Below are 25,318 nucleotides of genomic sequence, written 5' to 3' on the forward strand. Positions count from 1 at the left end.
TGCTCTCAGCTTGCGGCCTGAACGATCACGCTCGGCGGCGGATCGACGGCGACAGCGATGGTGTTCACGAGGGCGAGGAGCGCCCCGACCGGAATGGCGAGGTAGACGTAGCGCATCGGCAGTTCGAGCGAGCCGGACATCAGGGTTCCGACCATGCCGCTGACGGTCCAGCCGTAGTAGATGAGGATTGCCCAGAAGACGATGCTGACGGCGACGCTGAAGACGCCTATGATCCGCGCCACGGAGGCGGGCACGGCGATGTAGATCGCTTCGACGGCGACCAACATGCCGCGGCGCACCACGACGCCTGCGCCGAGGAAAACGCACCAGATCAGCGCGAAACGGATGAACTCCTCCGACCAGGAAAAAGGCGATTTCAACACGTAGCGCGCCACGACCTGGGCGATCCCGAGACAGGCAAGAAGGCCCATGACGCCCGCCAGGAAATTGAGGATCAGGGCGTTGAGCATGTCGAGCCAGCGGATCATCGCCCATTTCGGGCGATGATCTTGCTGGCTCGTCGAAAGGCCGACAACGGCCTCGTTGGACGAGGGTTTCATCAAAGCATCTTCCGGTTAGGCGGGCTTACTGCCCGGTCGGGGCCTCGACAGCGGCGACGCTGTCGTAGAGATCGGCGACGGGAGCGAACGTCTTGTGGACGAACTCCGTGCCGACACGCTCCTGGAAGGGCTTCTTGTCCGGCTCGTTCAGTGTCATGCCCGCGTCCTGAAGCTGCTTAACGAAGGTCTGTTCGCCCTTCAGCACCTCTTCTGAGGCATAGGCCTTGGCGGCGCCGTTCGCGGCATCGACGATCGCCTTGCGCTGGTCTTCCGGCATAGCGACCAGGCGACCGGCATCCATGACGACCACCACCGGCTCGTAGGCATGCTCGGTGCGCACGAGATGCTTCACGACTTCCGAGAACTTCGAAGACAGGATCAGCGACAGCGGGTTTTCCTGCCCGTCGATGACGCCCTGCTGGAGGGCGTTGAACACCTCGCCGAAGTTCATCGGCGTCGCGGAGGCGCCGAGCTGGTTCCAGGACTGCACGGTGACCGGGCTGTCGGGAACGCGGATCTTCAGGCCGGAAAGATCTTCCGGCTTTTCGACCGGGACCTTCGTGGTCAGCCAGCGCGGGCCGCGCAGCCAGTAGGCGACGACCTCGTAACCGGATTCGTCACGGATGCGCTTGGTGATCTCGCCACCCACCGGACCGCCATAGACGGCGTTGTAATGGTTCACGTCGCGGATCATGAATGGCAGTGTAAAGATACGAGCGGTCTCGGATGCCGTCGATAGCACGCCGGCGCCGCCGACCCAGATGTCGTTGGATGAGAACTTGATGCCTTCGAGCAGTTCGCGGTCGCTGCCGAGCGTGCTGTTGCCGTGGATCTCGATCCTAACCTCGCCGTTCGTGGCGGCCGCGACGTCGTCGGCGAACTTCTTCGCCGCCGCTGCGTGGATTTCCGAATCCGGCCAGACATGGCCGAGTCGAAGGACGGTTTCTGCGGATGCACCGGTGGCAAAGAGAGCCACGGCGGCCAGCAGGGCTGCCGTTTTCAGTTTCATGTTCATGTTGGTCTCCTCCCGATTGAACACTAGCTTTGGAAATAGACGGCCTTGACGGTCGTGAAGAACTCCTGGTTGGAATGGCCGATGGAATAGGCGCCGAAGCCGGACGCCTTGACGCCGCCGAAGGGCATGTGCGCCTCGCTGGCCGTTCCGTGGTTGACATGGACCATGCCGGACTGGCTCTCGCGGGCGAACCGCAGCGAGAGGTTGACGTCGTTGGTGTAGACGGAGGCCGCCAGCCCGTATTCGACGCTGTTGGCCACCTCGATCGCCTCATCGATCGAGCCGACTGGAATGACGGCGAGCACCGGACCGAAGACCTCCTCCAGCGCGAGCCGCGAGGTCTTGGCGACGCCGGTGAACAGCGTCGGCACGACGAAATGACCCCTGGCGAAATCGCCGTCCTCCATGGATGTGCCGCCGAGCGCGAGCGTCGCGCCATCCTCCCGCGCATTGGCGATATGCCCCATGACGGAGGCCTTGTGCTGGGCGGTGATCAGCGGGCCCATCGTGGCGCCGGCCTGCCAGGCAGGGCCGACCCTGATCGCCGCCATTTCTGCTTCCAGCGCCTCGGTGATCTCGCGGGCGTTCTTCTCCAGCACGACGATGCGGCTCAGCGCCGTGCAGCGCTGGCCCGAACAGGCGAAGGCGGCGCCGGAGATCTGCCTGGCGATGGTCGCAGCATTGTCGTAGTCGAGGACGACGGCGGGGTTCTTCCCGCCGAGCTCCAGCTGGGTGCGCACCAGTCGGCGGCCGGCCTCCGCGTTGATCGCGACGCCCGTGCCGGTCGAACCGGTGAAGGATACGCCGCGCACTAGCGGGTGGCGGATCAGCGCCTCGCCGACCGCGCGGCCGGAACCCAGCACGAGGCTGACGACGCCTGCCGGGACGCCGGCGTCACGGAACACGTCCATGAGCTTGACGGCGGACCACGGGGTGAGGTTCGACGATTTCAGGACGACGCTGCAGCCGAAGGCAAGCGCCGGGCCGATCTTGCGCACCGGGGTGACGACCGGGAAGTTCCACGGGCCGATGGCGGCGACGACGCCGATCGGCTCTCGCAGCGTCATGGCGAAGCCGTTGCGCTTTTCGCTGGGCAGCACGTCACCGTCGATACGGCTCGCCTCGCCGGCGGAAAAGCGCAGCTCCTTGGCGGCGCGGCCGACTTCGCCGCGCGCCTCCGCCAGCACCTTGCCCTGCTCGGCGGCAAGGATGAAGGCGAGTTCGTCGATACGCTGCTCCAGAAGGTCGGCGGCGCGGAACAGGATCGCGCCGCGATCCGGACCCGGCACCTGCCGCCATGAGAGCCATGCCTTGTGGGCCGCGACGACCGCCTCGTCCACTTCCGCCGCGCCGCTGTCGGAGAAACGGCCGAGGGACTGGTCGCGATCTGCGGGGTTGAAGATCTGGGACGTCTTGTCGCCGGCAGGCTTCCATTCGCCGCCGATGAAGTTTCCGTAGGTTCCGCCAACGGCTCCGGCGAGCCAGCTCAACATGTCGGACATCGTCATTCTCCTCCCCGGCCGCTCAGACCAGTTCGGCCCTAAGCAGGGCCTTCATGTCGTCGTTGGTCGGCTGTCGCGGATTGACCGGCACGTTGCCGGACAGCATCGCCTCATCGACAATCTCGTTGAAGCGGCCTTCCGTGACGCCGAAATTGCTGAGCTTTGCGGTGATGCCGACATCGAGCTTCAGCTTCTCGATGGCCGAGACGGAGAGCGCGGCAGCCTCCTCGACCGGAAGACCGGCGGTCTTCTCGCCGAAGATCTCGGCGATGCGGGCGAACTTGCGGGGGTTGGCGAGATGGTTGAAGCGCATCACCTCCGGCAGCATGATCGCGTTGACCAGGCCGTGGGGAATGCCGAACTTGGCGCCGAGCGGCATGGCGAAGGCATGTACCAAGCCCAGGCGCGTGCTGTTGAAGGCCATGGCCGCGATGGTGCTGGCGAGCAGCATGTCGCCACGCGCCTCGACGTCGGAGCCATCGGCGACCGCCTTGCGCAGGCTCCTTGCGATTAGCGTCATCGCCTGGTCGGACATCGCCTCCGAGATCGGCTGCGTCGCGGTGTTGACGTAAGACTCCAGCGCGTGGGTCAGCGCGTCCATGCCGGTGGCGGCGGTGATCTGCGGCGGCAGCGAAAGCGTCAGTTCCGGATCGAGAAGCGCGATCGCCGGGCAGTTCAGCACGCTGCCGACGCTGATCTTGGCCTTCGCGACTTTGTCGGACAGCACGGACCAAATGGTGAGTTCGCTGCCCGTACCGGCCGTGGTGGGTACGGCGATCACCGGCGCGCCGGCCCTCGGTACCTTGCCGATGCCGACATAATCCTTGATGTTGCCGTCGTTGACCAACATCAGGCCGATGGCCTTTGCGGTGTCCAGCGCGCTGCCGCCGCCGATGCCGACCACGAGGTCGCAGCCGTTCGCCTTGCCGTGGACGGTGCCCTCATCAACGGAGCGGGTCGCCGGATCGCTTTCGACGTCGGCGAAGACCGCGTTGAAGATCGAGGCGCCGGTGAGGATCGCCTGGACGCGATCGATAAGGCCGGCGCGCTGCACGCCGGGGTCGCCGACGACCAGCACGCGCGAGCCGCCGAGGACCTTGACGAACTCCGGCAGCCGGGCGATCGCGCCATTGCCGAATTCGATCTGCGTCGGGATGTGGTAGGAGAATGCACGCATGGTTCGTTCTTTCAGGACAATTGAAGTTCGTTGAGCGAAAGGCCGTAGGCCGCGCCGAGAGCGTTGAGTTCGTCCTCGACCTTGGCCGGCAGCGTGATGCCGTCGCGGAGGCGACAGGCCTCGAGCCGGCTTTCGATCTCGCCCGCGTAGAAGATTTCTTCTACGCCGCCCGCCCGGGGCTCCAGCTTCAGAAGGCGGATGTAATCATCGAGGCGGCCCTTGAAGGTTTCGAGCGGCATCCAGCGCGCAATGTCGAGCACGATGAACATGTGGCCGACGTTCTGGGGCTCCTCCCAGTTGTCGTACATGTTGTTCACCGAGGGGCCGAAGCCCGCGCCGGTCAGCACGCCGCACAGGATGTCGATCGCCATGGCGAGGCCCGAACCCTTCGGCCCGCCGAGCGGCAGCACAGCGCCGTCGAGAGCGGCATGGGCGTCGGTCGTCGGATTGCCGTCCTTATCGACCGCCCAGCCGAGCGGGATCGCCTCGCCCTTGCTGGCCGCGACGATGATCTTGCCGCGGGCGACGAGGCTCGTCGCCATGTCGAGGATGAAGGGGACGTCGGTGCCGGTCGGAAAACCGAAGGCGATCGGGTTCGTTCCCATGAAGGGGCGCACACCGCCTGTCGGCGGCATCGTCTGGGACGCGTTGGACATGACGATCATCGCCAGCCCCTGCGACACCGCCTGCTGCAGGTAATGCGCGCCGGTGCCGAAGTGGTTGGAGTGACGGACGCCGAGAATGTAGGCGCCGTGGGTCTTGGCGCGGGCCATGGCGATGTCGAGGCCGCGGGCGCCGACATAGGCGCCGAAATTGTTGCGGCCGTCGAGCAGGCCGACCGGCCCGTCGTCGCGCTCCATTTGGGGTTCGGCCTTCGGATCGATCATGCCCTCGGCCATGCGCTTCAGGTAGACGCCGAGGCGCACGACGCCATGGGAACTGACGCCACGCACATCGGCCGCGACAAGGCTTTCAGAGACCGCGCGGGCCACGGCGTCCGGCGCACCGGCCGCCGTCAGTAGCTTCGTGGAAAAATCGACGAGTTTCGAGACGCTGTGGGCCATGGCGCTCACAGTCCCTTGGTGCGCAGCGTCTGGTCGACCCAGGTGCGGTCGACGGTGCCGTCGGCGATGCTGGCGAGGATGCCGGCCTCGCGAGCCTGCTGGGCGACCGCGAGCGCCAGGATCTCCTCCGCGTGGCTTTGCGGAACGGCGAGCACGCCGTCCTCGTCGCCGAGCACGATATCGCCGGAGGAGACCACCATGCCGCCGACCGTGACCGGCACGCCGACCTCGCCGGGGCCGTCCTTGTAGGGGCCGCGATGGGTGACGCCGCGGGCATAGACCGGAAGGCCGCCGTTTGCGATCGCGCCGGTATCGCGTACCGCGCCGTCGATGACGAAGCCGGCGACACCGCGGGTGATTGCGTAGTTGAGCATGATCTCGCCGATGATGGCGTTGGTGAGATCGCCGCTGGCGTCGACCACGATCACGTCACCCGGCCTGGCGATATCGAGCGCCTTGTGGACCATGAGATTGTCGCCTGGGCGAGTGCGCACGGTCAGCGCTGAGCCGCACAGCACGGCATCACCGTGGAAGGGCCGCAGGCCCGTGCCGCCGGCGAAGATGCGGTGCATGTTGTCGCTGACGATGGCGGTGGGGATCGTGCGAAATTTTTCGACGAGTTCCTTCGACGGACGACCGAAGTCCTCCGCTACGCGAAATCCTAGCAATGTAACCTCCCGAAACGCAGTCACGTTTTTTGTTCGTGTGGGGGGATCGTAGGCAGCCCTTCTATTGACGTCCAATACATTATGAGCCTTCTATTGATGCCCTGGAGGTATTACCGATGCTCGAAATCCGTCAACTGCGCTATGTGCAGGCCGTGGCCGAGGAACTGCATTTCGGCCGGGCGGCGGCACGGCTGCACATCGCCCAGCCGGCGCTGTCGCGGCAGATCCAGCAGATCGAGCAGCAGACGGGTGCCGCACTCTTCGTGCGCACCCAGCGGAAGGTGGAACTGACGGCCGCCGGCGCGCTGATGCTGGAGCGCAGCCGCTCCATCCTGCGCGAACTCGAGCAGCTGGAGCAGGACGTGCGCCGCGCCGGCAAGGGCGAACTCGGACGGCTCACCATCGGCTTCATCCATTCCTCGACCTACGGGCTCCTGCCGCGAACGCTGCAGCGTTTCCGCGATCTCTACCCGGACGTGGAGCTTGAACTGAGGGAGATGAGCATCGCCGACCAGGCCACGGCGCTCGGCCGCGACCATATCGACGTCGGACTGACGCGGCCGGCCCGCTATGCGCCGGGCATCGAGACGCTGTCGATCATGGAGGAGGATTTCGTAGTCGCGGTGCCGGCCTATCACGCGCTGGCCTCGTCGGCGTCCACCCCGCTGGCGCGGCTTTCGAACGAGCCGTTCATTCTCTTTCCCCGCGCCAGCAGCCCGCTGTTCAACGCCTCGATCCTCAGGATGTGCGAGGCGGCCGGCTTCACCCCGCAGGCGATCCAGACGGCGACGCAGGTGCACACCGTCGTGGGCCTCGTCAGCGCCGGCATGGGGGTCGCGATCGTGCCGGTGACCGCCAAGAACATGCAGGTCTCCGGGGTCGCCTTCCTGCGCATCCAGGAGGACCCGCCGCCGGTCAGCGTCGTGCTGGCCTGGCGGACGAGCCGCGAAACGCCGTCGCTGCGCGCCTTCCGCGCCATCGCGCTGACGGTCGGCGAGGAGTTCATGGCCGCGCAGGCGCGAACTCGACTGCGGAGGTGATGTCAGATTGTAGTCGCGACCATGGTCCAGCTTTCCGTCAACTACCAACGTTATCGCCATCTGTCGCACAACTAGTGAGCTTCGCGACCGGCGATGTCACGTTGTCTACATCTGAACGCAATGCGACCTGCGGCGCCGTTGTCAGCTGACGCCGGTCACGGCTTTCCATTCCGCCATGGCCTGCAGGCGGTGAATATGTATATTGAGAGCGGAGCGTTTTGAGCGGGGCCGGACGAGGAGATTGCGCAGAGCCGAAAAGATCGAGACGAAGCGTTGCAGTGCGCCTGGTGATCGGAAGCCCTGCATCTTCCGCTTCAGTTTTCGCAGCGGCACATGGGAATTCTCCGCGCGGTGGTTCAATTCCTTGTGTGAGCGATGCTCGACATCCGGCATCACCTGTCGTTTTGCCGCTCCGCACGAGCGCAGCTTGTCGGTGATCATGCGCTTTGGCGCGATGCCCTGCTTCTCAAGAGGCGCTTTCAATAATCGCTTGGCGGCCTTGGCATTGCGGAGGGTCTGCACGATCTCGTCGAGCACATACCCGTCCTGATCGACGGCGCGCCACAACCAATGCTTCTTGCCGGCGATCCTGATGGCCACCTCGTCGAGGTACCAAACATCGTCGCGGCGTGGCTGCTTTCGGCGGAAACGGGGAGCATAGTCGGGCCGAATTTCTTGGACCAGCGGCGGATCGTTTCGTAGGAGACCACGATGCCTCGCTCCGGCAGCATTTCCATGACCAGGCGCAGGCTCAGCGGAAACCGGAAATAAAGCCAGACTGCATGGGCCATGATCTGCGGCGGGGAAACGATGGCGCTTGTAGCTGAGGGTTGCGGTCTTCATGCCATCGCATTCATGCCGCAAATCCTGACTGAGAAAGTTGATAACACCGATCAATCTGATCCGGGCGCTATCTTGGTGTCGACCCTGATATCCAGGCTTTCAACCTTTACCTCCTCGTAGTCCTGTAGGTTGTCAGAACCCACCCGATCGATAACAAGGAATCTACCGGCAGACAGAGTAATCAGCGGATGGTGCCACGTACCGCGCAGGTAGCTGAAGCCCTGTCTCCCGTCGGTGAGAAATGCCTGGATGTTTTCGTGAGACGGTGTTTCATCGGCAGGCGCGACAACCACAATTGTCGGCACTAAATCCAAAGGAACGAACGCCTGACTCGAAATCGGATGGCGTTCCATCAATCGCAGCCGCGTGGCAGCGGTTGGCTGGTGAACTTGAAAAATGCTAATGATCGCCCGGCCATCTTCAGCCGAGCAGTCAATATCAGACAGCTCGTGAATTCGGGTTACCTCCCCACGATTGGTGGGGAATGATCGTCCGCCTGCGCTATCGATTACACGACCATATCTCGCAAACCCCGAATGGGTTAAGGGGAGAAGTTTAATCAAGACGCCTCCTGAAAACAAACACGCCAACAGCCGTTCTTCAGGGCCACGGTCTGTAAATCGACACATCCAGTGAAGTGCCCGTCATCAACTGACGGCCGTGTCACGAAACCCAATCTGGCCCGTTATATGCACTAAACTCCTTGGAGGAGGCGTCCAGCTGCCTTGTCCCATCGTATCGCGACCCGCGCACCTTCGATCGGTGCCTGGACGGCATAATCGGATCGCTCGCGCAGTTCGATTACACCCAGACCCGTCTCGACGAAGGTTACAAACTCGCGACCGGTATAGCTGGAGTTGACCACTTCACCGACCAGCTGGTTACGTTCGTCATTCGTGTCGAGTTCTTCGCAAGTGCGGAGACTTTCGGGCCGAACGGCCAACTCGACACGCTCGCCGACCTTGAACGCGCTGTATGGAGCAGTGTGCACAATCGTTTGTCCGCAAATATCAAGGACGAGATCGTCGCCATGCGTTGACTTGACGGTTCCGGAAAAAAAGTTAGCGCTGCCGAGAAAGTCGGCCACGAAGCGATTGACGGGAGCGCGGTATAGTTCGTCCGGCGTGCCTGTCTGCTGTATGCCGCCGTCCTGCAACACCACGATACGATCGGACATCGTCATGGCTTCTTCCTGATCATGCGTGACGTTCACAAACGTAACGCCAAGCCGGCGATGCAGGCGCTTCAGCTCCATCTGCAATTCGCCGCGCATCTTCTTGTCCAATGCAGAAAGGGGCTCATCGAGGAGAACCACTTTGGGGTCGAAGACCAATGCTCGCGCCAAGGCCACACGCTGCTGCTGTCCACCGGACAATTGCGACGGCATCCGATCTCCAAATGCACCGAGGTGAACCATCGACATAATTTCTTCGGCTCTTTCGAGACGCCGCTGTTTCTCGTAACCACGTAGTTTTAACGGATAGGCGATGTTTTCCCGCACGGTCATATGCGGGAATAGAGCGTATCCTTGGAACACAACACCGAATTGGCGATGCTCGGGCGCCAGGTTGGTGATGTCGAGCCCGTCCCGCAAGATCGAGCCGGAGTCCGGCGTTACAAATCCCGCCATTGCCATTAGGACGGTCGATTTGCCCGACCCCGACGGGCCAAGCAAACTGACGAACTCTCCCGCTGCAAACTCGAATGAAACATTATCGATCGCAGTTACCTTGCCATAGGTCTTACGCAGCCCAACAAGGGAAAGGCTCGAGGCAGATGCTTCGGAAATATCGGCCATCTCAGATTTTCCTTGCAGGCTCGACCAGATGTGGGACCGGTTGTTCCCAATGCGGCACACGCTCTCGTCTCGGTGCCCACTCTCCTCTGTCAATCAGGCCCCTGATGTGTGTCGCTATTACCCGCATGGGGGCGAACCAGACGTCGCCCTTTTGATGCATGTATTCGATCAACTCCAGCATGGCATCTGCGCGGGCAAGACGCCCTGACACGAATGGATGCCAGATTGAAACCCAAAGGCCGCCATGCTTCCAGGCGGCATCGAATTCCGCGCGGAAGAGGCGCATGGCTTGCTCGGGCGACTGGATTTGCATCGAGAACCCGAATTCCTTCATGTTCACATATTGTATCCAGTCGTCCATCGCGTAGTCGGCAGGAAGCTCGATCAGGTCACCGCGTGCAGTGTCGAGAATGTAGGGAACGTCATCTCCCATGAGGGATGCATCGTACCTAATGCCGCGATCCAGCAGCAATTCCGGTGTGTGTTCGGAGAGTGCATAAGCCGGCGCCCGATAGCCTTCGGGTTCTGTATTCGTCACCTTGCGGAACGCCTCAATTGCGCGGTCCAGCACTCGCTCCTCGTCCGATCTGGTGAGATTATACGGGCGCTCATGCAACCAGCCATGGTGGGCTATCTCATGGCCCGCGTCCATCAACGCCTTGACGGCATCCGGATACGTCTCGATGCACCAACCTGGAGTGAATATCGTCTGCCGCATGTCGAAGCGGGCGAAGATGTCGATCAGTCTGGGGATCGCCACGTTAGGGCCGTAGCGAAGGGCCGAGGATACGGCAATCCTGGAGCGCGCGGTATCGGGATGATTGATGTGCAGCAGGCTTTCCACGTCCATGTCGAAGCTGAAGCAGACCGCGCAACGCGCACCGTTGGGCCACTTCGGGGGGTTTGCGATCAACGCTTTGGACATGGCACGACTACCTTTCATGGGTGTATCGATTGCGCGCTTTGCTTCGGAGTGAATAGATCCCCGACGCAAGCATTCCGACTAGGGTCAGTAAGATGAGGACGGTTGCGACCGCTGTTATCGTTGGGTCCACGTTTTCGCGGAGCCCGTCCCACATTCGCCGCGGAAGCGTGTAGACGCTGCGGCTTGATACAAACATCGTCACGACAACCTCATCCCATGAAGCAATGAAGGCGAAGATTGCGCCGCTGAAGATGCCCACACGAATATTGGGCGCAATGATCTCGACTGCCGTTCTCAAAGGCGAGGCGCCGAGACTGCGGGCCGCCTGCTCTAGGCGTCTGTCGAGAAGCATCAACGAACTGGAAACCGCAATCAAAACATAGGGTAGCGCTAGGATACTATGGGCCAGAACCACACCGATCCAGGTATCGTACAGGCCTATTGCCACCCATACCCGGTATAACGCCAAAGCCGATACGACGGGTGGGAAGATCATCGGAGCCAGCATCAAGGCGCCGACACCTGTCGCAAGCCAAGGGCGTACCCGCCAGAGGCCGATTGCGCAGAGGGTTCCAACCGTCGTTGCGACCGTGGTTGCAGCGAGCGCCACACTCAGGCTGTCCCAGGCACTTTGCCACCATGCGGACGACGCAAGGAGATTTTCAAAATGCCGGAACGACCAACTGCCCTGGGGCATGGCGATAAACCGACTGTCATTAAAGGCAACAGGTACCGCCACGAATCCGGGCAGCAACAGGAAGCCGGCAATAAGCCAGGCACAAGAGAAGACTGCAATCCTTGCGTTCCCGGACAAGTTCATCGCGCTGCTCCGAGCAATTTGCCGGCTCCGGCAAAGCGCCGGACGAGTGCGATCAAAGCAAGTGTCGTGACCAACAGCAGTACCGATAACGCAGCCGCCAACCCCCAGCGCACGGTCTGCAACACGGAAATGCTGACATACTCACTGAGCATCACGACACGTCCACCGCCAAGGATGGCAGGCGTTATGAAGAATCCGAGACCAAAAACGAATACCAGCAGTCCCGCACCGAGAACGGATGGCACCGTCAGAGGCAGGTAGACGTCGAAGAACACGCGCCAGGGCCGGCCGCCGACACTGCGTGCGGCCATGAACACGCGGCTGTCGAGCGATTGCATCGCGGCATAGATCGGGAACACCGCATAAGGCACCAGATAGTGGACCATACCGATAATGACCCCCGTCTCGTTTCGGACGAGCGGCAGCGGTGAACCGATGAGTCCTGTCTCCAGAAGAGCACTGTTTACCAGGCCGTTGTTGCGAAGGAGGATCAACCAGGACAAAGCTCGAACGAGCACCGACAGCCAGAAAGGTATGAGAACGCATAAAAGCAGCAGCATTCTCTGGCGTGGCCCCATATGGGCAAGGGCATAGGCAACAATATAGGCCAGCACCACGGCAATAATACTCGTCAATGCCGTGATGCGAAGCGTCGTCAGAATGATGCGATGGATCGACTCCGTCGCCATTATCTGACGATAGAATTGCAACGATGGCTCCGCGAAACCATCGAATGACAAGATGATGAGCTGGCCAACGGGTATCAGAAACAATCCGCCAATCAGGATGATGGCAGGCGCCAAGAAAGGCAGATATGGCTCTTTTGATATAATTCCGGCTGGCACGGCAGCTTACCCCATTCTAGCTTGGTCAGCCTGAGATGCCATCAATCCAGCGTTCCACAGCGGCATCGTAATGCTGCTCGTACCAATCTTCGTCGCGCAGAACCTGCACGGCGAAATTAGGCTCGAATCCCGGATCGAGCCGCTGCAGCTCAGGGGGCAGCATAGCGGAAGCAGCGGGATTGGAAGGCCCATTGCCGAGCAATTCAAGAAGTCGAATCTGGCGCTTTGGCTCCAAGACGGAAGCTAGAAATCGCTGCACCTCAACACCCGCCGGATTGCCCCTCGGAATTATGAATGCCGACGGCTGATACAGGCCGTCATTCCAAGTCCAGGTGACATCGCCATTCGTATCGCGATCCAGAACTGATGCGCGGGTGTTCCAGATATTCCCCATGACGACTTCACCATCGAGAAACATCTGCTGACTCGCAGCACCGGATTCCCAATAGATGATATCGTCTCCCAGTGAGCGTGCCTTAGCGATCGCGCGGTCAACGTCGGCAGGATAAAGCTGATCCTTAGGGACCCCGTCGCCCAGAAGGCAGGCTTCCATCGCGCCCATCTGGTATTTCCACATCGTGCGTTTTCCAGGATACTTCTTCGTGTCAAAGAAGTCGGCATAGGTCGGCGGCGCGTCAGGGAACATGTCCTTGCGATACGCCAGGACGAAGCTATAGGCGTAGTTCGCGATACCCTGCGGCCAGGCCCAGCCGGCGCGAACCATCGATTTGTCCACCACTGAGTAATCGACGTCCTCGAGCAGGCCCTTCTTGCCAAGCTGCCCGCACAGAAATCCGTCTGCATCGCAAACGTCCCAAGCCACAGCTCCTGATTCGACCATCGCGGTGATCTTCCCCGCCAAGGGACCAGCACCATCGACGCGAACCGGAATTCCTGTATCCGCAGTAAATGGCGCGCCCCAAGCTTCCGCCATTCCGGTCACGGCATCACCACCGTGATTCGCAATCACAATCTCCTTGGCCCGCGCCATCACAGGGGTGGACGACAACGTTCCTGCGGCAAATGCTGCCGCGGCGCCTGTTGCCCCGAGAAGCGACAGAAAATCTCGACGGTTGAGCCGCCCGGCGACCATCTCTTGTGCGGCCAACTCCAAGAGGTCCTGACCAAATGTTTGACGAGGCATAATATACTCCCTGTTTGAAGGCTGCGTCACAGCCACTTCCCCGTCCGTCTTCGCCCTGCATAGCGAGAAGAAACTTCAAGCAGGGTCTCTTGCGGAACTGGGGTGAGGCTAACGGAGAAAATAATTGAGTCAACACAAACTTATGTGTCGACTAAAACTTTTTTTGAGGCTACGATCCTGGGAAAATTGGGGGAAGCATGTCAGGACTACGGCAAAGAAACAGGTTGGCCCGCGAGGCTCAAGTGCTGGACGCAGCCGCGGAACTGTTTCGTCGACAGGGTTACGAAACGACGCGGATAGAAGAGGTCGCGGATCTCGCCAAGGTCTCGGCTCAGACGGTCTATAACTACTTTGCCAACAAACCGAATATCCTGATTGCTCTGGCTGTCAGACATGTCAGAAGCTCCATTCCGGAGCGTAGCGCCTTCGTGCGCAACCCGCCCGAAAATCCGATTGAAGCAATAAAGGGATTCGAAAGTTTGCTTGCTGATCAAGCGTTGCGAACGCTCACACGGGAAAGCTGGTGCGCAATCCTGGCGGCTTCGATGCTTGATCCGCGCAGCAGGGCCAGACGCATGTCACTACGCTTCAACGGACTTATTCGCCGTCATTACAAGATCATGCTTCGCCCATTTCAGGATGAGGGCAAGATCCGGCGTGAAATCGATGTGGACGCGCTTGCCGAACTTTTGACGGCGATCGGCACCCACAATTTCGCGCGCCTGGTTGCTGAAGACGGCATGACGCTCGACGAATTGAAGGCAGCTGTGGAGCGGCAACTCGCACCAGTGTTTGTGGGAGTTATACCGCCAGGGAAGGAGAATGCAGAGTGAACCATCCAACAAAAAGATCGGTGCTGATCACAGGAGCAGGAAGCGGTATCGGTGAGGCTACTGCAAAAGCGTTCGCGAATGCTTACGCACGCGTTCTTGTCCAGGATGTCGACGCCGCTCGAGTTGAACGCGTGGTCGGAGAGCTGACCAGCGCCGGACATGACGCATCTGGCTGCGTTTGCAGTGTGACGAATGAAGAAGCATTGAGGGCTGCGGTGGAAGCTGCCGGCGGCGTGGATATCTTGATCAATAACGCCGGCGTTCCCGGTTTCAATGCATCGATCGAGGAAATCGACTACGCCGCGTACCAACGCCTCTACGATATTCACGTCTGGGGCTGCTTCGCCGCCACACGCGCGGTGTTGCCCGAGATGAAGGAGCGACGGTTCGGCCGGATCGTCAATATTGCATCGAACCGCGGCCAGGTCGGTTTCGAACGTTCAAGTCACTACGCTTCAGCCAAGGCCGCTTCTATAGGACTTGCGAAATCCTGGGCGCGCGAGCTTGCCCCGCATGGGATTCTAGTGAACGCGCTTGCACCTGGAGTCGTCCGCTCCGCAATGACTTTGGGTTACGGCGAGGAAGCTCTCCACGATGAGGCGCAGACCAACCTTGTCAAACGCTGGGCTGAACCTGAAGAGATCGCCGCGTGGCTGGTGTTTGTAACTGGACCCGACGGCGGCTTTATGACCGGGCAAGTTCTGACGCCGAACGGTGGCGACCCGATTGTTGGAATTTGAGCGTGGAACCGGAGTCCAAAGAAGAACCTGACTTGACGCTTAGTTGTGACGAGCCGCCTCCCGTATATTCGCTGTGATCAGTCAGAGGCATCATTTCAATCATGCGCCGCCTCCGACTGATCAGTGTCTGTGGCGTCTATTTGCCGATGGCGGAACGGCTTGCGCCTGATCGCTACGACCGCCTACATCATTTCATCTCGGATGGTGACCTGCTCGACCGTATGTACAACCCTGTCGACTCCGCTGCTTCGCTCCTCGCAGATATACATGCGCCGCATGAGGTCGGTCAGCTTTTCGTTTCGCGACTGATACCCGTCGATGAAGCGCTCGACCGGCACGATGGGTTTCCCCGGATTAGAGATTTCCACCCGGTTGGCATAGATCTCGATCATCGGGCCCGCGCCAGTGGCAGTGAAATCCTGATGTACAAAGCATTGGCCACCAACTCGCGTATGACCGCCACCGTCCTCGCGCTTGTGAAGCCATAGGCCGCCTCCATCCGAGTACTTTCCGGGTGGGTTCCCTTTGGTTTCCATCGCCGTCAACTTATTTAGCATGCGGACCAAACGCCAATCCCCCTTCTATCCACCCTTGAGATTGGCATGAATTGAGTTCACAAGATAGCCTATGAGTATGAACAGAACTGGAACATTTCTTGAATTCTGCGCCCTTTGATAGTCACTGAGACTAAACGAAAGCCAACGATTGTGGAATTCAATGCCCGTAAGCGGCACCACTTTTCTCTGGAAAATTCAAGCAGTCCGCCAGGGGCGCCACAAGGCAGCTCCACAGGCATGGGTTCGTGTAGGTGACCTCGGTTTCACATTGTCTGGCGGGGGCGACAATCGGGCTGCGGCCATGCCGGATTGCTGGCGAAAGCCCACATCAGCTCAGAGGCCTCAGCCGCTTTACTGAAAAGCCCGACCTCGGGTATCGACCGTGGATCACGCCGCCTTCGTTTTCCCATACCTGCAGGTCCGACTCGTCGGATTGCTTCGCCTTCCGTAAAGTCCTGATACCGGGCAGACCCTGGATGGCATGGCGCGGAAGCATCGATTTGTAGGGGACACGCGCGCGATCTGATCTGCCGAAATTCCGTTCCAGCTGCGCGGCGAGAGCGTATGGAGATGTTTCTCCCGAAAGGAACAGCTTCGTCACCAGTAACGCGGCCGCGTTGAAGAGCGATCGATCGACGCTGAGAACGTCGGCGTCATAGCCCGCTTCGTTCAAAACAGTCTGGAGCATGTTCATGTCGGAAGGTGAAATGGAACTGGTTCTGGGGGCGGAAGACATGACGTCCTCCTTATGTTGGGGCCAGGGTAACGAGCCCTCAACCAGTAGCGCCCGTGACATGGCTACCGACACGCGAAGCATGCTCCCCGAACGGGCCGAACGCAAGCGCCCCACGGTTTAATTCGTGTTCCTGCCGTTCTGACTGCGCAACGTGCCTGCGGCAGTTCCAGATTTTGACCGCCGCCAGTGCGAACGCCGTGATCACACAACAAAAAAGGCCGGGGCGTAAACGCACCGACCTTCCTCACCAATCACCTCTCGTCCAGTGCCAGTACATCCGTGGTCAAAGGCAGACGGTAATTGCGGTTTCGCGAGCGGCAGATGCATTCCAGCGCTCATCAGCGATACCGATGCCGCGCTTGTAGAGGGACATTGTGTTGGAAACAAGTCAGAGCCCAGATATCGCAACTACTTCAATTGGTCTGGATCGTTTCCTTGCCAATCGATCCGGTTACGCGCACTGTCGCACCGTCAGCAGTCGATATTAAGGGCGCTGCTGCTTAAGGGCCCTCACACCCTAGCCCCGACGCGAAAGGAGGACTCAATGTCTTCCAACGTGCAGTATGTCGATTTCCGGATGAGTGACATCCGAATTCTTCAACAAATGCGTAAGCAGGCACACCTGACCGGGAACCTGCGTCCGCTGGAGGGCCCCCTTTTCCTTCGCTCGAAAATGATACTTTGCCGCTTTTCAACGACGATCTTGCAGGTGCCGGTACAATGACTGGCGCGGGCCAGTCGCTGCTTCCCTACGGATGTCGCTTGGAGCAAAACCGCACCTGGACGGTGTTCATTACCATGTCCGGGAAAGTTGCAGAGTTGGGATTTTATCGCGCAACCCGGTTGACCGAACTGGACGCCAGAGAGTTGGCCGCGCTCTTTAACCGCAACACCGTGGGCACGCCATCACGGCCGAGCCACCCTGCCATGCAGGGTCCCCCGGACAAATGGTAGTCCGCGCTCGGCGCAAAACATCCACCGCAGCTGTCCACAACGAACCCCCACGCGAGGTGTGCGATGGTCACTGGCATCGTCAAATGGTTCCACGCCCACAAAGGCATTGGTTTCATTCAGCCCGACGACGGGTCGTCGGATGTTTTCATTCACATCTCGGCGCTGCATCGGGCGGGTATAAGCAGCCTCTCCGTCGGCCAAAAAATCTCGTTCGAGGTCGGCCGGGAAAGCAGCACCGTCAAGCTTTCAGCTTTCAACGTTCACTTGATCTGAGGGGCGGCGACCGCTCGCCGGAAGGCAACCTGAAAGGCACTGTGCACGCGCAGAACAGCAGGAAACCGGCAACCGACGCCACGGGGCGTTGCCGCGCCAATGCGCCCTGTGTCGTTCAGGGCAATGTCAGCGTGCCATCTTAGCTCTTTTGTTGCAGCGGGCGAAACTCGCCCCGGAACCGAGGAGACTGAGATGAAGAACGTCGCAATCGCATTGTTCGTACTCGTGTCGGCCGCAGGCGTCGTGCACGCCGAAGACAACAAGATGTGCGGTGACACGCCAAAAGATAAATGGCTGACCGAGGATGCAGTCAAGGCCAAGGCGGAAAAGGACGGCTACGAGGTGCGCAAGGTCAAGGTCGAAGACGGGTGCTACGAACTCTACGCGGTCGATGCCAAGGGCGGCAAGGTCGAGATGCTCGTCAATCCAGGCACTGGCGAGGTCGTTGGCACAGAGGACGATTGATCATGCCGGGGCGTGAGACGAAAGCGGCAGAACGTCTTCCAACGCGCGCGGTCAGGGTCTGGGACCCCTTCGTCCGCATCTCCCACTGGTCGATGGTGGCTCTCTTGCTAATATCCTACCTGACCGGAGACGAGTGGCGGGCTGCGCATCTCTTTTCGGGTTACGTGATCATGGCACTACTGCTGGCCCGGGTAGTATGGGGTTTCTTCGGATCACGACATGCGCGCTTTTCCGACTTTGCGTATCCCCCGAGGGCGACACTTGGCTTCCTCGTCGATGCGCTCAGGGGACGGGCGCGACGCTATCTCGGACACAACCCGGCCGGCGGCGCCATGATCCTGGCACTGCTTTTCATGATCGCGGGCATTGCGACGACGGGCTACATGATGACCACGGACGCCTACTGGGGCGTCGAATGGGTCGAGATCGCGCATGAGACCTTTGTCAACGTCACCCTGGGCCTCGTCTGCCTCCACGTCGCCGGCGTCGTTCTGGCCAGCATCGAACACCGCGAGAATCTCGTTGGTTCGATGGTGACGGGATCGAAGCGTCCGCTCGAAGAACCCCCGGAATAGCATCGCACTCTGAAACGCCCCGCCCGAACCGGGCGGGGCCAAAGGGACAACCGCAGTACCCTCCCCTAAGGCGGGAGAGCGGCTCGCCGCATGCCGGCAAGCCAGTTTTTTATCACCGCTTCGGAAAGATCTCCTTCCAGTCATTCTTCATGTCCACGACGACCCATCCGTTGTCCGTCGCAACATCGAGCGCCTGGTCCAGGCGGCCGAAATCGGTCTTGCGATCATAGGCATATTCGCGATCGGCGTCGGTGTGGTGAACGATCATCCCCAGACGCGGCGTGGATCCGCCGGACGTGGTCCACTCCAGCATTTCCAGGTCGCCGTCAGAATTGCCAAAGGCCGCGATGGGACGCCGGCCGATGAACTGGTTGATGCCGACCGGCTTGCCGGCCTTGTCGTCGATGAAGTTCACCTCCGGCAGTCGGAACAGGATCGGCACGCCGTCGCGCTCCTTGAACTCGGTCTTGACGGACGAGCCGATCACCTGCTCGGGCGGAATGCCATAAACCCTCTCCGTCCATGGCCGCATGAATTCGACGCCTCCGCCCGAGGCGATGAAGGTCTTGAAACCGTTTGCCCGCAGGTAGGCAAGCAGTTCGAGCATCGGCTGGTAGACGAGCTCCGTATAAGGACGTTTGAAGCGCGGATCGCGCGCCGTCGCGATCCAGTCCGTTACGATCTTCTGGAAGTCATCGACAGTCATGCCGGCATGCGTCGTCATCACGAGCTCGAGGAGGCCTTTCTCGCCCGAAGCGGCAAGCGCCGAAAGATCCCCCTCCAGGGCCGCCTTGAACGGCTGCTGCTCGTTCCACTCCGGATGTTCCTTGGCCATGACCTTCACGCGGTCGAGTATGAAGGCAAGCTGCGTATACATCGGATGCTCGACCCAGAGCGTGCCGTCGTTGTCGAACACGGCAATACGGTCCGGCTCGGGAACGAAGTCGGGGGTATTTTCCCTGGTCACCCGCTCTACGAAGGCGACGATGGCCTTCTTCGGAGCAGTGTCGCTCCAGGAAGGCAGGGGATCGGCCTGAGCCATCACTGTTGAGGCGCAGGTAAGAAAAGCGGCGAAGACCAGAAATGCACGTCGCGTGACAAAGGCTACCGTGTTCATCGAACCCTCCTTAACGCCAAGGCCCTGGCTCGCCGCCGATACCGGCGGCGCCGTTCCGTTTCCAGTCGGGGCGGAGCATGCCGCTCCCGCAAGCTTTTCGCGTCATCATCGGAAGCACTGAGGGCCGTGTCGGCGCCTCCGGCAAACGAACTCTGCAACTTCCGCGGCGGATATTCAATGCAACTCTCCACATGCCGGCGGGACAGCATTCTGCCGGCCAGTGCGCCTGGCGGGACGGCGTCATTGCCGGCCTACGGTCTCCTGCTCGAAAAAGTCGTCTTCCGGCTGCGTGGCGTCTTCCTCCCGGGGACCGCCATAGTCTTCCCGCAGCCTGTAACGGCCGGCGTAGGCCCGGAATTTCTCCTGATCGAGGACGTACAGGTCCCCCCAGGGTTTGACCTGACCCGCCCAATGGATGATTTTCGGCTTGTCGCAGTAGTCCTGGGCGGGCACGTAGTTCCACTCCTCGCCCAGGACGACGATCTCGGAACGGGCGTAGACGTTCAACGCATCCTGGTCGTTCATGGCATATCGCTCGACCAGCGGGACATGATGGCGCGAGAAGTCGTCCCGGCGCATCCGTGCAAGATTCATCAGGATGACGCCCGCATTGAAGGTGGGGAACGCCAGGGAGCCCTGCTTGTGCAGCCTGCGCCGCAGATCCCAGGCGCGTTCGGGATCGAGAGCCAGCGACGCCTTGCCGACGAGCCGCGCCCCGGACTTCCAGTATTCGAAGCGGGTGAGCTTGGCGGCAAGCGGCGCATCGCCGAGCTCCGTGCGGAGGAGGTCGGCAACATCCGCCTGAACGAGCACGTCGATGTCGAGATAGAGCACCTTGCCGAGGCCGCTCAGAAGCTCCGGCAGCAGAAGCCGGTCGATCGTCGAGATGGTGGTATGCGACAGCAGGTGCAGCGTATCGCCATAGTCGATGCCGCTGAAGTCGTACCGGCGTATGCGCAATTGCGGGAAGAAGTGGTGAAGTTCATCGACATATCCGGTCGGAAGATCCCGGCTCAGGATATGGGCGGTGATATTTGCCTTGCTGTGTTCGCACATCGAGGCCATCGTCACCGGCAGGATGGAGGCCATGTTCCGGTCAAGCGCGAACGCGACGTGGACCTCGTTACCGCGCTCCTCAGCCGCCCCCCTGTGATAGACGTTCCCGCAAACCTCGCGGGATACAGCTTCGACGTCGAAGGAAGGCGCGGGCAACGGAACCACGTCGGCTGTGTACCGGTCGGCCTCGGCCAGGTCGGGCGCACAGAGCTCGGCCCAGCGGGCCCGGACGCTCGCCTCGTCCGCGCCAGAAAAGATCAGCGTCAGAACGGCCTCGAGCTTTTCCTCAAGCCGCGCGCGCATGCGCGCGAATTCCTCCTCTCCAAGGTCGAGCAGGCCCTCGAATCGAACATCGGCACGGTTCCTGGGGCGAAAGTCGACCGGGAGGCCAAGCGAGCGACAGGGAAGATAGCAGTGCAGCCGCGACGTCACGAGGCGCGAGAAGTCGAGATAGCCCGTCAGCATCGCGCGCGCCGCTTCAAGATTTTCGACGAGCGTTCCGTCGCGCACCTCGTCACCATACTGAATGAAGGACGTCCGGCTCCAGTTCGGGTAATCCTCCGGCTCCAGCGCCACCTCCACCACCGCGAGCCTGTCTTGAGCTGCAGGGCGATGCGGCGGAAAGATCTGTCCGATGGTCGTCGTCAGACACCCCGAGAAAAAAGCCGCGATGCCGAAATCGCGCAGGCGGTACACCGTGTTCCAGTCCCGGCAACCAATCGGCTCGTATGTCTTCAGATAGCCGACCGCGGAAGGCGTGAGCACGTCGGGATTGTTGACATGGAAGGAAAGAAAGATCGGACGGATGTGCTCGGGGAAAGGGAAGTCGAAGTCACCATGGAAGCTGCGGTGCATGAACCAGCCGTTGGCGATCAGCCACGTGGGGCGGGCGTAAGTCCGACCGGATGCGAAATCGCGATCCAGGGCCACGACGCCGACGCTGCCGGTGACGCCGTGAATACGGCGATCCGGCTGCACCCGCTGCTGCGTTTCCGTGACCAGGCGGCCGAGGTCGCTGCCGTCGTCAAAGTCCACGTCGGCAAAGCGGGAAATGTTCGCGAGCACTGCCAGGGTCTGCACATAGTCGCCCTTGTTGGAGGAGGTCCGCTGCCGGTCCGGCAACTTGTAGTCCATCAGCGCGATGCTCACCCCCCGCTGACCGGTCGCCACTGTGTCGATGCTGGACAGCCGCTCCAGCAACCATTCGAGCTGCCGTCGTTCGCCCGCCGAGGTAGTCGGCGTCGAAGAAGAGGCTAGTTCGTGCGCCACCCTTTCGCGCAGGCCGTGAAACTGCAGATGCTTCGCAAACAGGTTGAGAAGGCGGGCGCGGACCGATGCCGGCAGGTCGTCCGCCTCATCGAGGAACCGCCGCAACCGCCGGCCGCCGCCTTCCGGATCCTCCTCCATCAGCGATGAAAAGAAAGCATAGGGACACAATGCCTGTGCCACGTCGGTTCCCAGACGCTCGAAATGATCGAGCGCGGTCTCCGGGAAGCCGTCGAGGTGATAGTAGACGCCCGACAGCAGATGGCCGAGGGCGCGCGTATCCTTCCCCTGCAGAAGGCTCTGGCAGAAGGATCGCGTCAACAGTCTGTTTTCGGCGAAGTTCGCCTCGACGAATGCTATCCCTGCCTGCTGCAGCAAGCTGCCGCGGGCGATCGCGTCGACAAGTGACGCTCGCAACTGCAAAGGCCGGGCCTCCTGTTGCAGCGCGCGCAGACGGCCGGCGATTTCACGGTTCACGCTTGCCTGCGACGAACGCTGCTCCTGCAGATCGCCGCGCTGTCGGCGCAAGATGTCGATGGTTTCCTGAAAGCTTCTGGCATCGCTGTCGCGGCCCGCACGCAGCGCCGCTCTCTGTTGCCGCACGGTTTCGAGGCGCTTTTGTTCGGCGGCAAGCCGCTTTTCCATCTCGGCGTAGCGGCGCTGCAGGCCGGCATGTCGCTTTTCCAGATCCGCATGCTGGTGGTGCAGTTCCGAACGCAACTGCTCCAGCGCTTCGTGCCGCCGCTCCAGTCTATCGATGGCTTCCGACTGCCTGGCATATTGCTCCTGAGCGTGTTGGCGCTCCGCAGCAAGCCCCTCTTTCAAGGTCTTGTTGCGCAAGGAGAGATTGCCGATTTTCTGCTGCAACTGTTCCAGCTTGCTGCTTAAGGCCGCCAAACGGCGCTTGTCGGCGTCGCGCTCTTTCCTGTGGCGGCCTTTCGTGACGAGGTAATCGGCGAGCTTTTCGGAAAGCGGGCGCGCGTAGCGATTGAAAAAGATCAGATCGGCAAGCCTTCTGGATCTGGAACTCAAGTCGAGCCTCCAAGCCGCAATCCCATTTGCGAACACAACGTCGCCATATCAATATCGCATTGCACGTCCATTAGGCAGTCCTCATCAATGAGGCCGGACTATATGACGTGGCTGCTGCAGCCTCCGACGCGAACGCTCAGAAATGGAAACGACGTTGCATCGACTGAACGTGATCCTCACCCCTTTCGACCTGACGGCCGATCGGATGCCGGTTCTAAAGGGTATCGTTGTTCGCAAAGCCGTCAAATCGAGTTAAGTTGACAGAGCTACATTAGAAAAATAGCAAAAGCTGCTATCTTCGCTGCGAGAGCGAACGCACGACGACCGCGTCGGCAGGGCCGCCGTCTTTCCCATGCCGGAAACAACGATCGAGGAACGATGCAAGGCTTGAACATCCAGGCGCCGGAAGGCGCAGCGCAGGACACCGCGGAGGGCGCATCCGGCTTCAAACCGATACTCGTCAGCTTCTACTGCGGCGATACCTATTACTATGACGCGGCGGAGCTGCTACGCGCGGACTGCCGGCAGGCCGGCATCGACTACGATATCTCCGAACTCACCATCCCGAAGGATTTCAACTGGGCGCAGATCTGCAAGCTGAAGGTGGCCTTCTTCCAGGAGATGCTGAAGAAGCACAAGCGGCCGATCTTCTGGGTCGACGTGGATTGCCGCATCCGGTCGCTGCCGGAGGAGTTGCGAGCCTGCGCCTTCGACATCGCAGGATATGTGCGCGCGTTTCGCTATGTCCGCGACTTCGATCCGCTTTCCAACTCCCGCTTCTGGACACCCAGCATCCTCTTCTTCAACTACAACGAAAAGGTCGTTCGCTTCGTCGAACTGATGGGCAAGATCGAGGCCGAAGCGCCCGGCAATGTCACCGACGACTATGTGCTGCAGGAAGCCTGGCTTCAGTTCGAGGAACAGTTGAGCGTCGGCATGCTCCGGCCGGAGACCGTGGCGCGTACGCCAGACGACGTCAACGAGCGGTCCTCCATTCTCTTCGGCTCCAGCGGCAACGTCACCGAGTGGCGCAGCCAGGTGATCCAGCACGACGTGCCGCGCCGCATGCCCAGCCACCAGGCGACCGTGCTCAGCGAAGTGGCGTCGAACATTCGCAAGGAAGGCGATCTCAAGCGCGCCTTGTGGCTCTACCGGGAAGCAAACCTGCTCGACCCCACCAATACGCGTATCGTTGCCCACTACGCCGAGACCCTGAAACTGCTGAACCGCAAGGAGGACGCTCTCGACTTCCTGGATCAGGCGGTCGAACAGAACCCGGATTCCATGGATGTGCGGCAGAAGCGGATCTCGATCGCGGTACAGGCGCGGAAGTTCGAGAAGGCGCGACAAGCCGTCGACGAACTGCTCCACAGCGACAACGAGGCGTGGCGCGACCACGGCAAATCTCTGCAGTTCGACCTCGACCTGGAGAAGCGCGCGTTCGAGCGCAAGCTGAGACCGTCGCAGCGCCAGCGTATCTGGTGGATGAAGACACCCTATCCCGGTAATTTCGGCGATATCCTGAACCCCTATCTGATCGAGAAGCTGACCGGCATCCCGCCGCGCTATGCGCCGCGCGGCAAGGGCATGCTCTGCATCGGCAGCGTGATCAAGTTCGCAACGACGGGTACCATCGTCTGGGGCACCGGAACGCCGCGCATGACGGATGTTCTGGCGCCCGACGCCCGCTATCTCGCCGTGCGCGGGCCGCTGACGCGCGAACTCGTGCTGAAGTCCGGCGGCGAATGCCCCGAGGTCTTCGGCGATCCAGCCCTGCTGCTGCCGCAGCTCTACACGCCCCGCAAGGTCGAGAAGAAATACCGACTTGGCGTCATTCAGCATGTAGTCCATCGCGGCGAACGCAATTTCGGGCCCGGCGTCAAGGAAATCTCCATCGTCCGCTGCGGGTATGAAGAGATCGAGGCGTTTATCGATGAACTTTGCGAATGCGAGATGATCCTCTCCACCTCGCTGCACGGCCTGATCGTGGCGCATGCCTACGGCATTCCCGCGCGCTGGTGCACCTTCAGTGACGGGGCTGCAATCAGCGGCGACGGGACGAAGTTCCTCGACTATTTCCTCTCCGTCCAGATGCCCGAACAGCACGCACTCGACCTGTCGCACTACCACGATATTACCGCCTCGATGCGTGATGAGGTCCCCGACCTTCAGCTGCGCTTCGACGCGACGGCGCTGCGGTCCTCGTTTCCCAGCACCGACAAGGACATGCCGGAGGCGGAATGAGCGACCTTCGGCACGACGCGGCCGAAACCGATCATCGTTGCGATTTCATGCTCGACGCTTCGGGTGTAT

24 protein-coding genes and 1 pseudogene are annotated in these 25,318 nt (G+C 60.9%); 8 read left to right on the forward strand and 17 right to left on the reverse strand.

Translation table 11 applies throughout. The features are described from left to right. Nucleotides 1–5: 5 nt before the first annotated feature. Genes CRO48_RS18690 through CRO48_RS18715 form a run of 6 tightly spaced genes read right to left on the reverse strand, consistent with a single transcriptional unit; the run spans nucleotide 6 to nucleotide 5,986 of the window. Nucleotides 6–560, reverse strand: a complete 555-nt coding sequence (locus tag CRO48_RS18690) for a TRAP transporter small permease (RefSeq protein ID WP_097141391.1) — start codon at nucleotides 558–560, stop codon at nucleotides 6–8. 25 nt (nucleotides 561–585) lie between these two features. After that, on the reverse strand, nucleotides 586–1,575 hold the full coding sequence (locus CRO48_RS18695; RefSeq protein WP_097141392.1) for a TRAP transporter substrate-binding protein: 990 nt from the start codon (nucleotides 1,573–1,575) through the stop codon (nucleotides 586–588). Nucleotides 1,576–1,598: 23 nt separating this feature from the next. Then, the gene (locus CRO48_RS18700; RefSeq protein ID WP_097141393.1) at nucleotides 1,599–3,077 is read right to left on the reverse strand and encodes an aldehyde dehydrogenase family protein; all 1,479 of its coding nucleotides are present in this window, start codon (nucleotides 3,075–3,077) and stop codon (nucleotides 1,599–1,601) included. 22 nt (nucleotides 3,078–3,099) lie between these two features. Continuing rightward, the gene (locus tag CRO48_RS18705; RefSeq protein ID WP_097141394.1) at nucleotides 3,100–4,254 is read right to left on the reverse strand and encodes an iron-containing alcohol dehydrogenase; all 1,155 of its coding nucleotides are present in this window, start codon (nucleotides 4,252–4,254) and stop codon (nucleotides 3,100–3,102) included. Between the two features lie 11 nt (nucleotides 4,255–4,265). Then, nucleotides 4,266–5,318 (reverse strand): Ldh family oxidoreductase, encoded by a 1,053-nt coding sequence (locus CRO48_RS18710; RefSeq protein WP_097141395.1) that lies wholly within the window; start codon nucleotides 5,316–5,318, stop codon nucleotides 4,266–4,268. A gap of 5 nt (nucleotides 5,319–5,323) precedes the next feature. Beyond that, nucleotides 5,324–5,986: an RraA family protein gene (locus CRO48_RS18715; RefSeq protein ID WP_097141396.1), complete on the reverse strand. Its 663-nt coding sequence runs from the start codon at nucleotides 5,984–5,986 to the stop codon at nucleotides 5,324–5,326. A gap of 116 nt (nucleotides 5,987–6,102) precedes the next feature. Between CRO48_RS18715 and CRO48_RS18720 the strand changes: the two genes are divergently transcribed. Beyond that, a complete protein-coding gene (locus CRO48_RS18720; RefSeq protein WP_097141397.1) occupies nucleotides 6,103–7,026 on the forward strand; it encodes a LysR substrate-binding domain-containing protein in 924 nt (307 codons plus the stop codon). A gap of 141 nt (nucleotides 7,027–7,167) precedes the next feature. Here the strand turns inward: CRO48_RS18720 and CRO48_RS18725 are convergent. The 7 genes and pseudogenes from CRO48_RS18725 to CRO48_RS18755 form a co-directional block, all read right to left on the reverse strand. After that, nucleotides 7,168–7,869 (reverse strand): annotated as a pseudogene (locus tag CRO48_RS18725) (IS6 family transposase). A gap of 50 nt (nucleotides 7,870–7,919) precedes the next feature. Further along, nucleotides 7,920–8,432, reverse strand: a complete 513-nt coding sequence (locus tag CRO48_RS18730) for an ureidoglycolate lyase (RefSeq protein ID WP_176526811.1) — start codon at nucleotides 8,430–8,432, stop codon at nucleotides 7,920–7,922. Nucleotides 8,433–8,563: 131 nt separating this feature from the next. Continuing rightward, complete coding sequence (locus CRO48_RS18735) at nucleotides 8,564–9,667, reverse strand: ABC transporter ATP-binding protein (protein ID WP_097141399.1); 1,104 nt, start codon at nucleotides 9,665–9,667, stop codon at nucleotides 8,564–8,566. 1 nt (nucleotide 9,668) lies between these two features. Continuing rightward, on the reverse strand, nucleotides 9,669–10,592 hold the full coding sequence (locus CRO48_RS18740; protein WP_210202001.1) for a polysaccharide deacetylase family protein: 924 nt from the start codon (nucleotides 10,590–10,592) through the stop codon (nucleotides 9,669–9,671). Nucleotides 10,593–10,599: 7 nt separating this feature from the next. Continuing rightward, complete coding sequence (locus tag CRO48_RS18745) at nucleotides 10,600–11,412, reverse strand: ABC transporter permease (protein WP_097141400.1); 813 nt, start codon at nucleotides 11,410–11,412, stop codon at nucleotides 10,600–10,602. Further along, nucleotides 11,409–12,215 (reverse strand): ABC transporter permease, encoded by an 807-nt coding sequence (locus tag CRO48_RS18750; RefSeq protein WP_210202002.1) that lies wholly within the window; start codon nucleotides 12,213–12,215, stop codon nucleotides 11,409–11,411. The genes CRO48_RS18745 and CRO48_RS18750 overlap by 4 nt, the downstream gene beginning before the upstream one ends. A gap of 67 nt (nucleotides 12,216–12,282) precedes the next feature. Further along, nucleotides 12,283–13,401, reverse strand: coding sequence for an ABC transporter substrate-binding protein (locus CRO48_RS18755; protein ID WP_097141401.1), 1,119 nt, complete (start codon nucleotides 13,399–13,401; stop codon nucleotides 12,283–12,285). A gap of 224 nt (nucleotides 13,402–13,625) precedes the next feature. Here CRO48_RS18755 and CRO48_RS18760 point away from each other — a divergent pair, with 224 nt between their 5' ends. Continuing rightward, nucleotides 13,626–14,234 carry a TetR/AcrR family transcriptional regulator gene (locus CRO48_RS18760; protein ID WP_176526812.1) on the forward strand — a complete coding sequence of 203 codons (609 nt, stop codon included), beginning with the start codon at nucleotides 13,626–13,628 and terminating at the stop codon, nucleotides 14,232–14,234. Beyond that, nucleotides 14,231–14,974 carry an SDR family NAD(P)-dependent oxidoreductase gene (locus CRO48_RS18765; protein WP_176526813.1) on the forward strand — a complete coding sequence of 248 codons (744 nt, stop codon included), beginning with the start codon at nucleotides 14,231–14,233 and terminating at the stop codon, nucleotides 14,972–14,974. The genes CRO48_RS18760 and CRO48_RS18765 overlap by 4 nt, the downstream gene beginning before the upstream one ends. A gap of 182 nt (nucleotides 14,975–15,156) precedes the next feature. Here CRO48_RS18765 and CRO48_RS33625 read toward each other — a convergent pair whose 3' ends face one another. Together CRO48_RS33625 and CRO48_RS18775 are read right to left on the reverse strand one after the other, a co-directional pair. Next, on the reverse strand, nucleotides 15,157–15,531 hold the full coding sequence (locus CRO48_RS33625; protein WP_455363836.1) for an ATP-binding protein: 375 nt from the start codon (nucleotides 15,529–15,531) through the stop codon (nucleotides 15,157–15,159). A 328-nt stretch (nucleotides 15,532–15,859) separates the two neighbouring features. Then, nucleotides 15,860–16,267 (reverse strand): hypothetical protein, encoded by a 408-nt coding sequence (locus tag CRO48_RS18775; protein ID WP_097141404.1) that lies wholly within the window; start codon nucleotides 16,265–16,267, stop codon nucleotides 15,860–15,862. 544 nt (nucleotides 16,268–16,811) lie between these two features. Between CRO48_RS18775 and CRO48_RS18780 the strand changes: the two genes are divergently transcribed. The 4 genes from CRO48_RS18780 to CRO48_RS18795 all read left to right on the forward strand — a co-directional run bounded on the left by CRO48_RS18780 (nucleotide 16,812) and on the right by CRO48_RS18795 (nucleotide 18,534). Beyond that, nucleotides 16,812–16,991 carry a hypothetical protein gene (locus CRO48_RS18780; RefSeq protein ID WP_097141405.1) on the forward strand — a complete coding sequence of 60 codons (180 nt, stop codon included), beginning with the start codon at nucleotides 16,812–16,814 and terminating at the stop codon, nucleotides 16,989–16,991. Between the two features lie 293 nt (nucleotides 16,992–17,284). Then, nucleotides 17,285–17,494: a cold-shock protein gene (locus CRO48_RS18785; protein WP_097141406.1), complete on the forward strand. Its 210-nt coding sequence runs from the start codon at nucleotides 17,285–17,287 to the stop codon at nucleotides 17,492–17,494. A gap of 192 nt (nucleotides 17,495–17,686) precedes the next feature. Next, nucleotides 17,687–17,959: a PepSY domain-containing protein gene (locus CRO48_RS18790; protein ID WP_097141407.1), complete on the forward strand. Its 273-nt coding sequence runs from the start codon at nucleotides 17,687–17,689 to the stop codon at nucleotides 17,957–17,959. A gap of 2 nt (nucleotides 17,960–17,961) precedes the next feature. Further along, nucleotides 17,962–18,534, forward strand: a complete 573-nt coding sequence (locus CRO48_RS18795) for a cytochrome b/b6 domain-containing protein (RefSeq protein WP_097141408.1) — start codon at nucleotides 17,962–17,964, stop codon at nucleotides 18,532–18,534. Nucleotides 18,535–18,646: 112 nt separating this feature from the next. Here CRO48_RS18795 and CRO48_RS18800 read toward each other — a convergent pair whose 3' ends face one another. Continuing rightward, nucleotides 18,647–19,651 (reverse strand): HAD family hydrolase, encoded by a 1,005-nt coding sequence (locus tag CRO48_RS18800; RefSeq protein WP_097141409.1) that lies wholly within the window; start codon nucleotides 19,649–19,651, stop codon nucleotides 18,647–18,649. A gap of 240 nt (nucleotides 19,652–19,891) precedes the next feature. Then, entirely contained in the window at nucleotides 19,892–23,005 is a 3,114-nt protein-coding gene (locus CRO48_RS18805) for a glycosyltransferase family 8 protein (protein ID WP_097141410.1), read from the reverse strand. Nucleotides 23,006–23,383: 378 nt separating this feature from the next. Between CRO48_RS18805 and CRO48_RS18810 the strand changes: the two genes are divergently transcribed. After that, entirely contained in the window at nucleotides 23,384–25,249 is a 1,866-nt protein-coding gene (locus CRO48_RS18810; protein ID WP_097141411.1) for a polysaccharide pyruvyl transferase family protein, read from the forward strand. The last annotated feature ends 69 nt before the right edge of the window (nucleotides 25,250–25,318 follow it).

Origin of the sequence: Rhizobium subbaraonis (assembly GCF_900220975.1) — a bacterium.
In the GTDB taxonomy this organism is placed as follows: Bacteria; Pseudomonadota; Alphaproteobacteria; order Rhizobiales; family Rhizobiaceae; genus Mycoplana; species Mycoplana subbaraonis.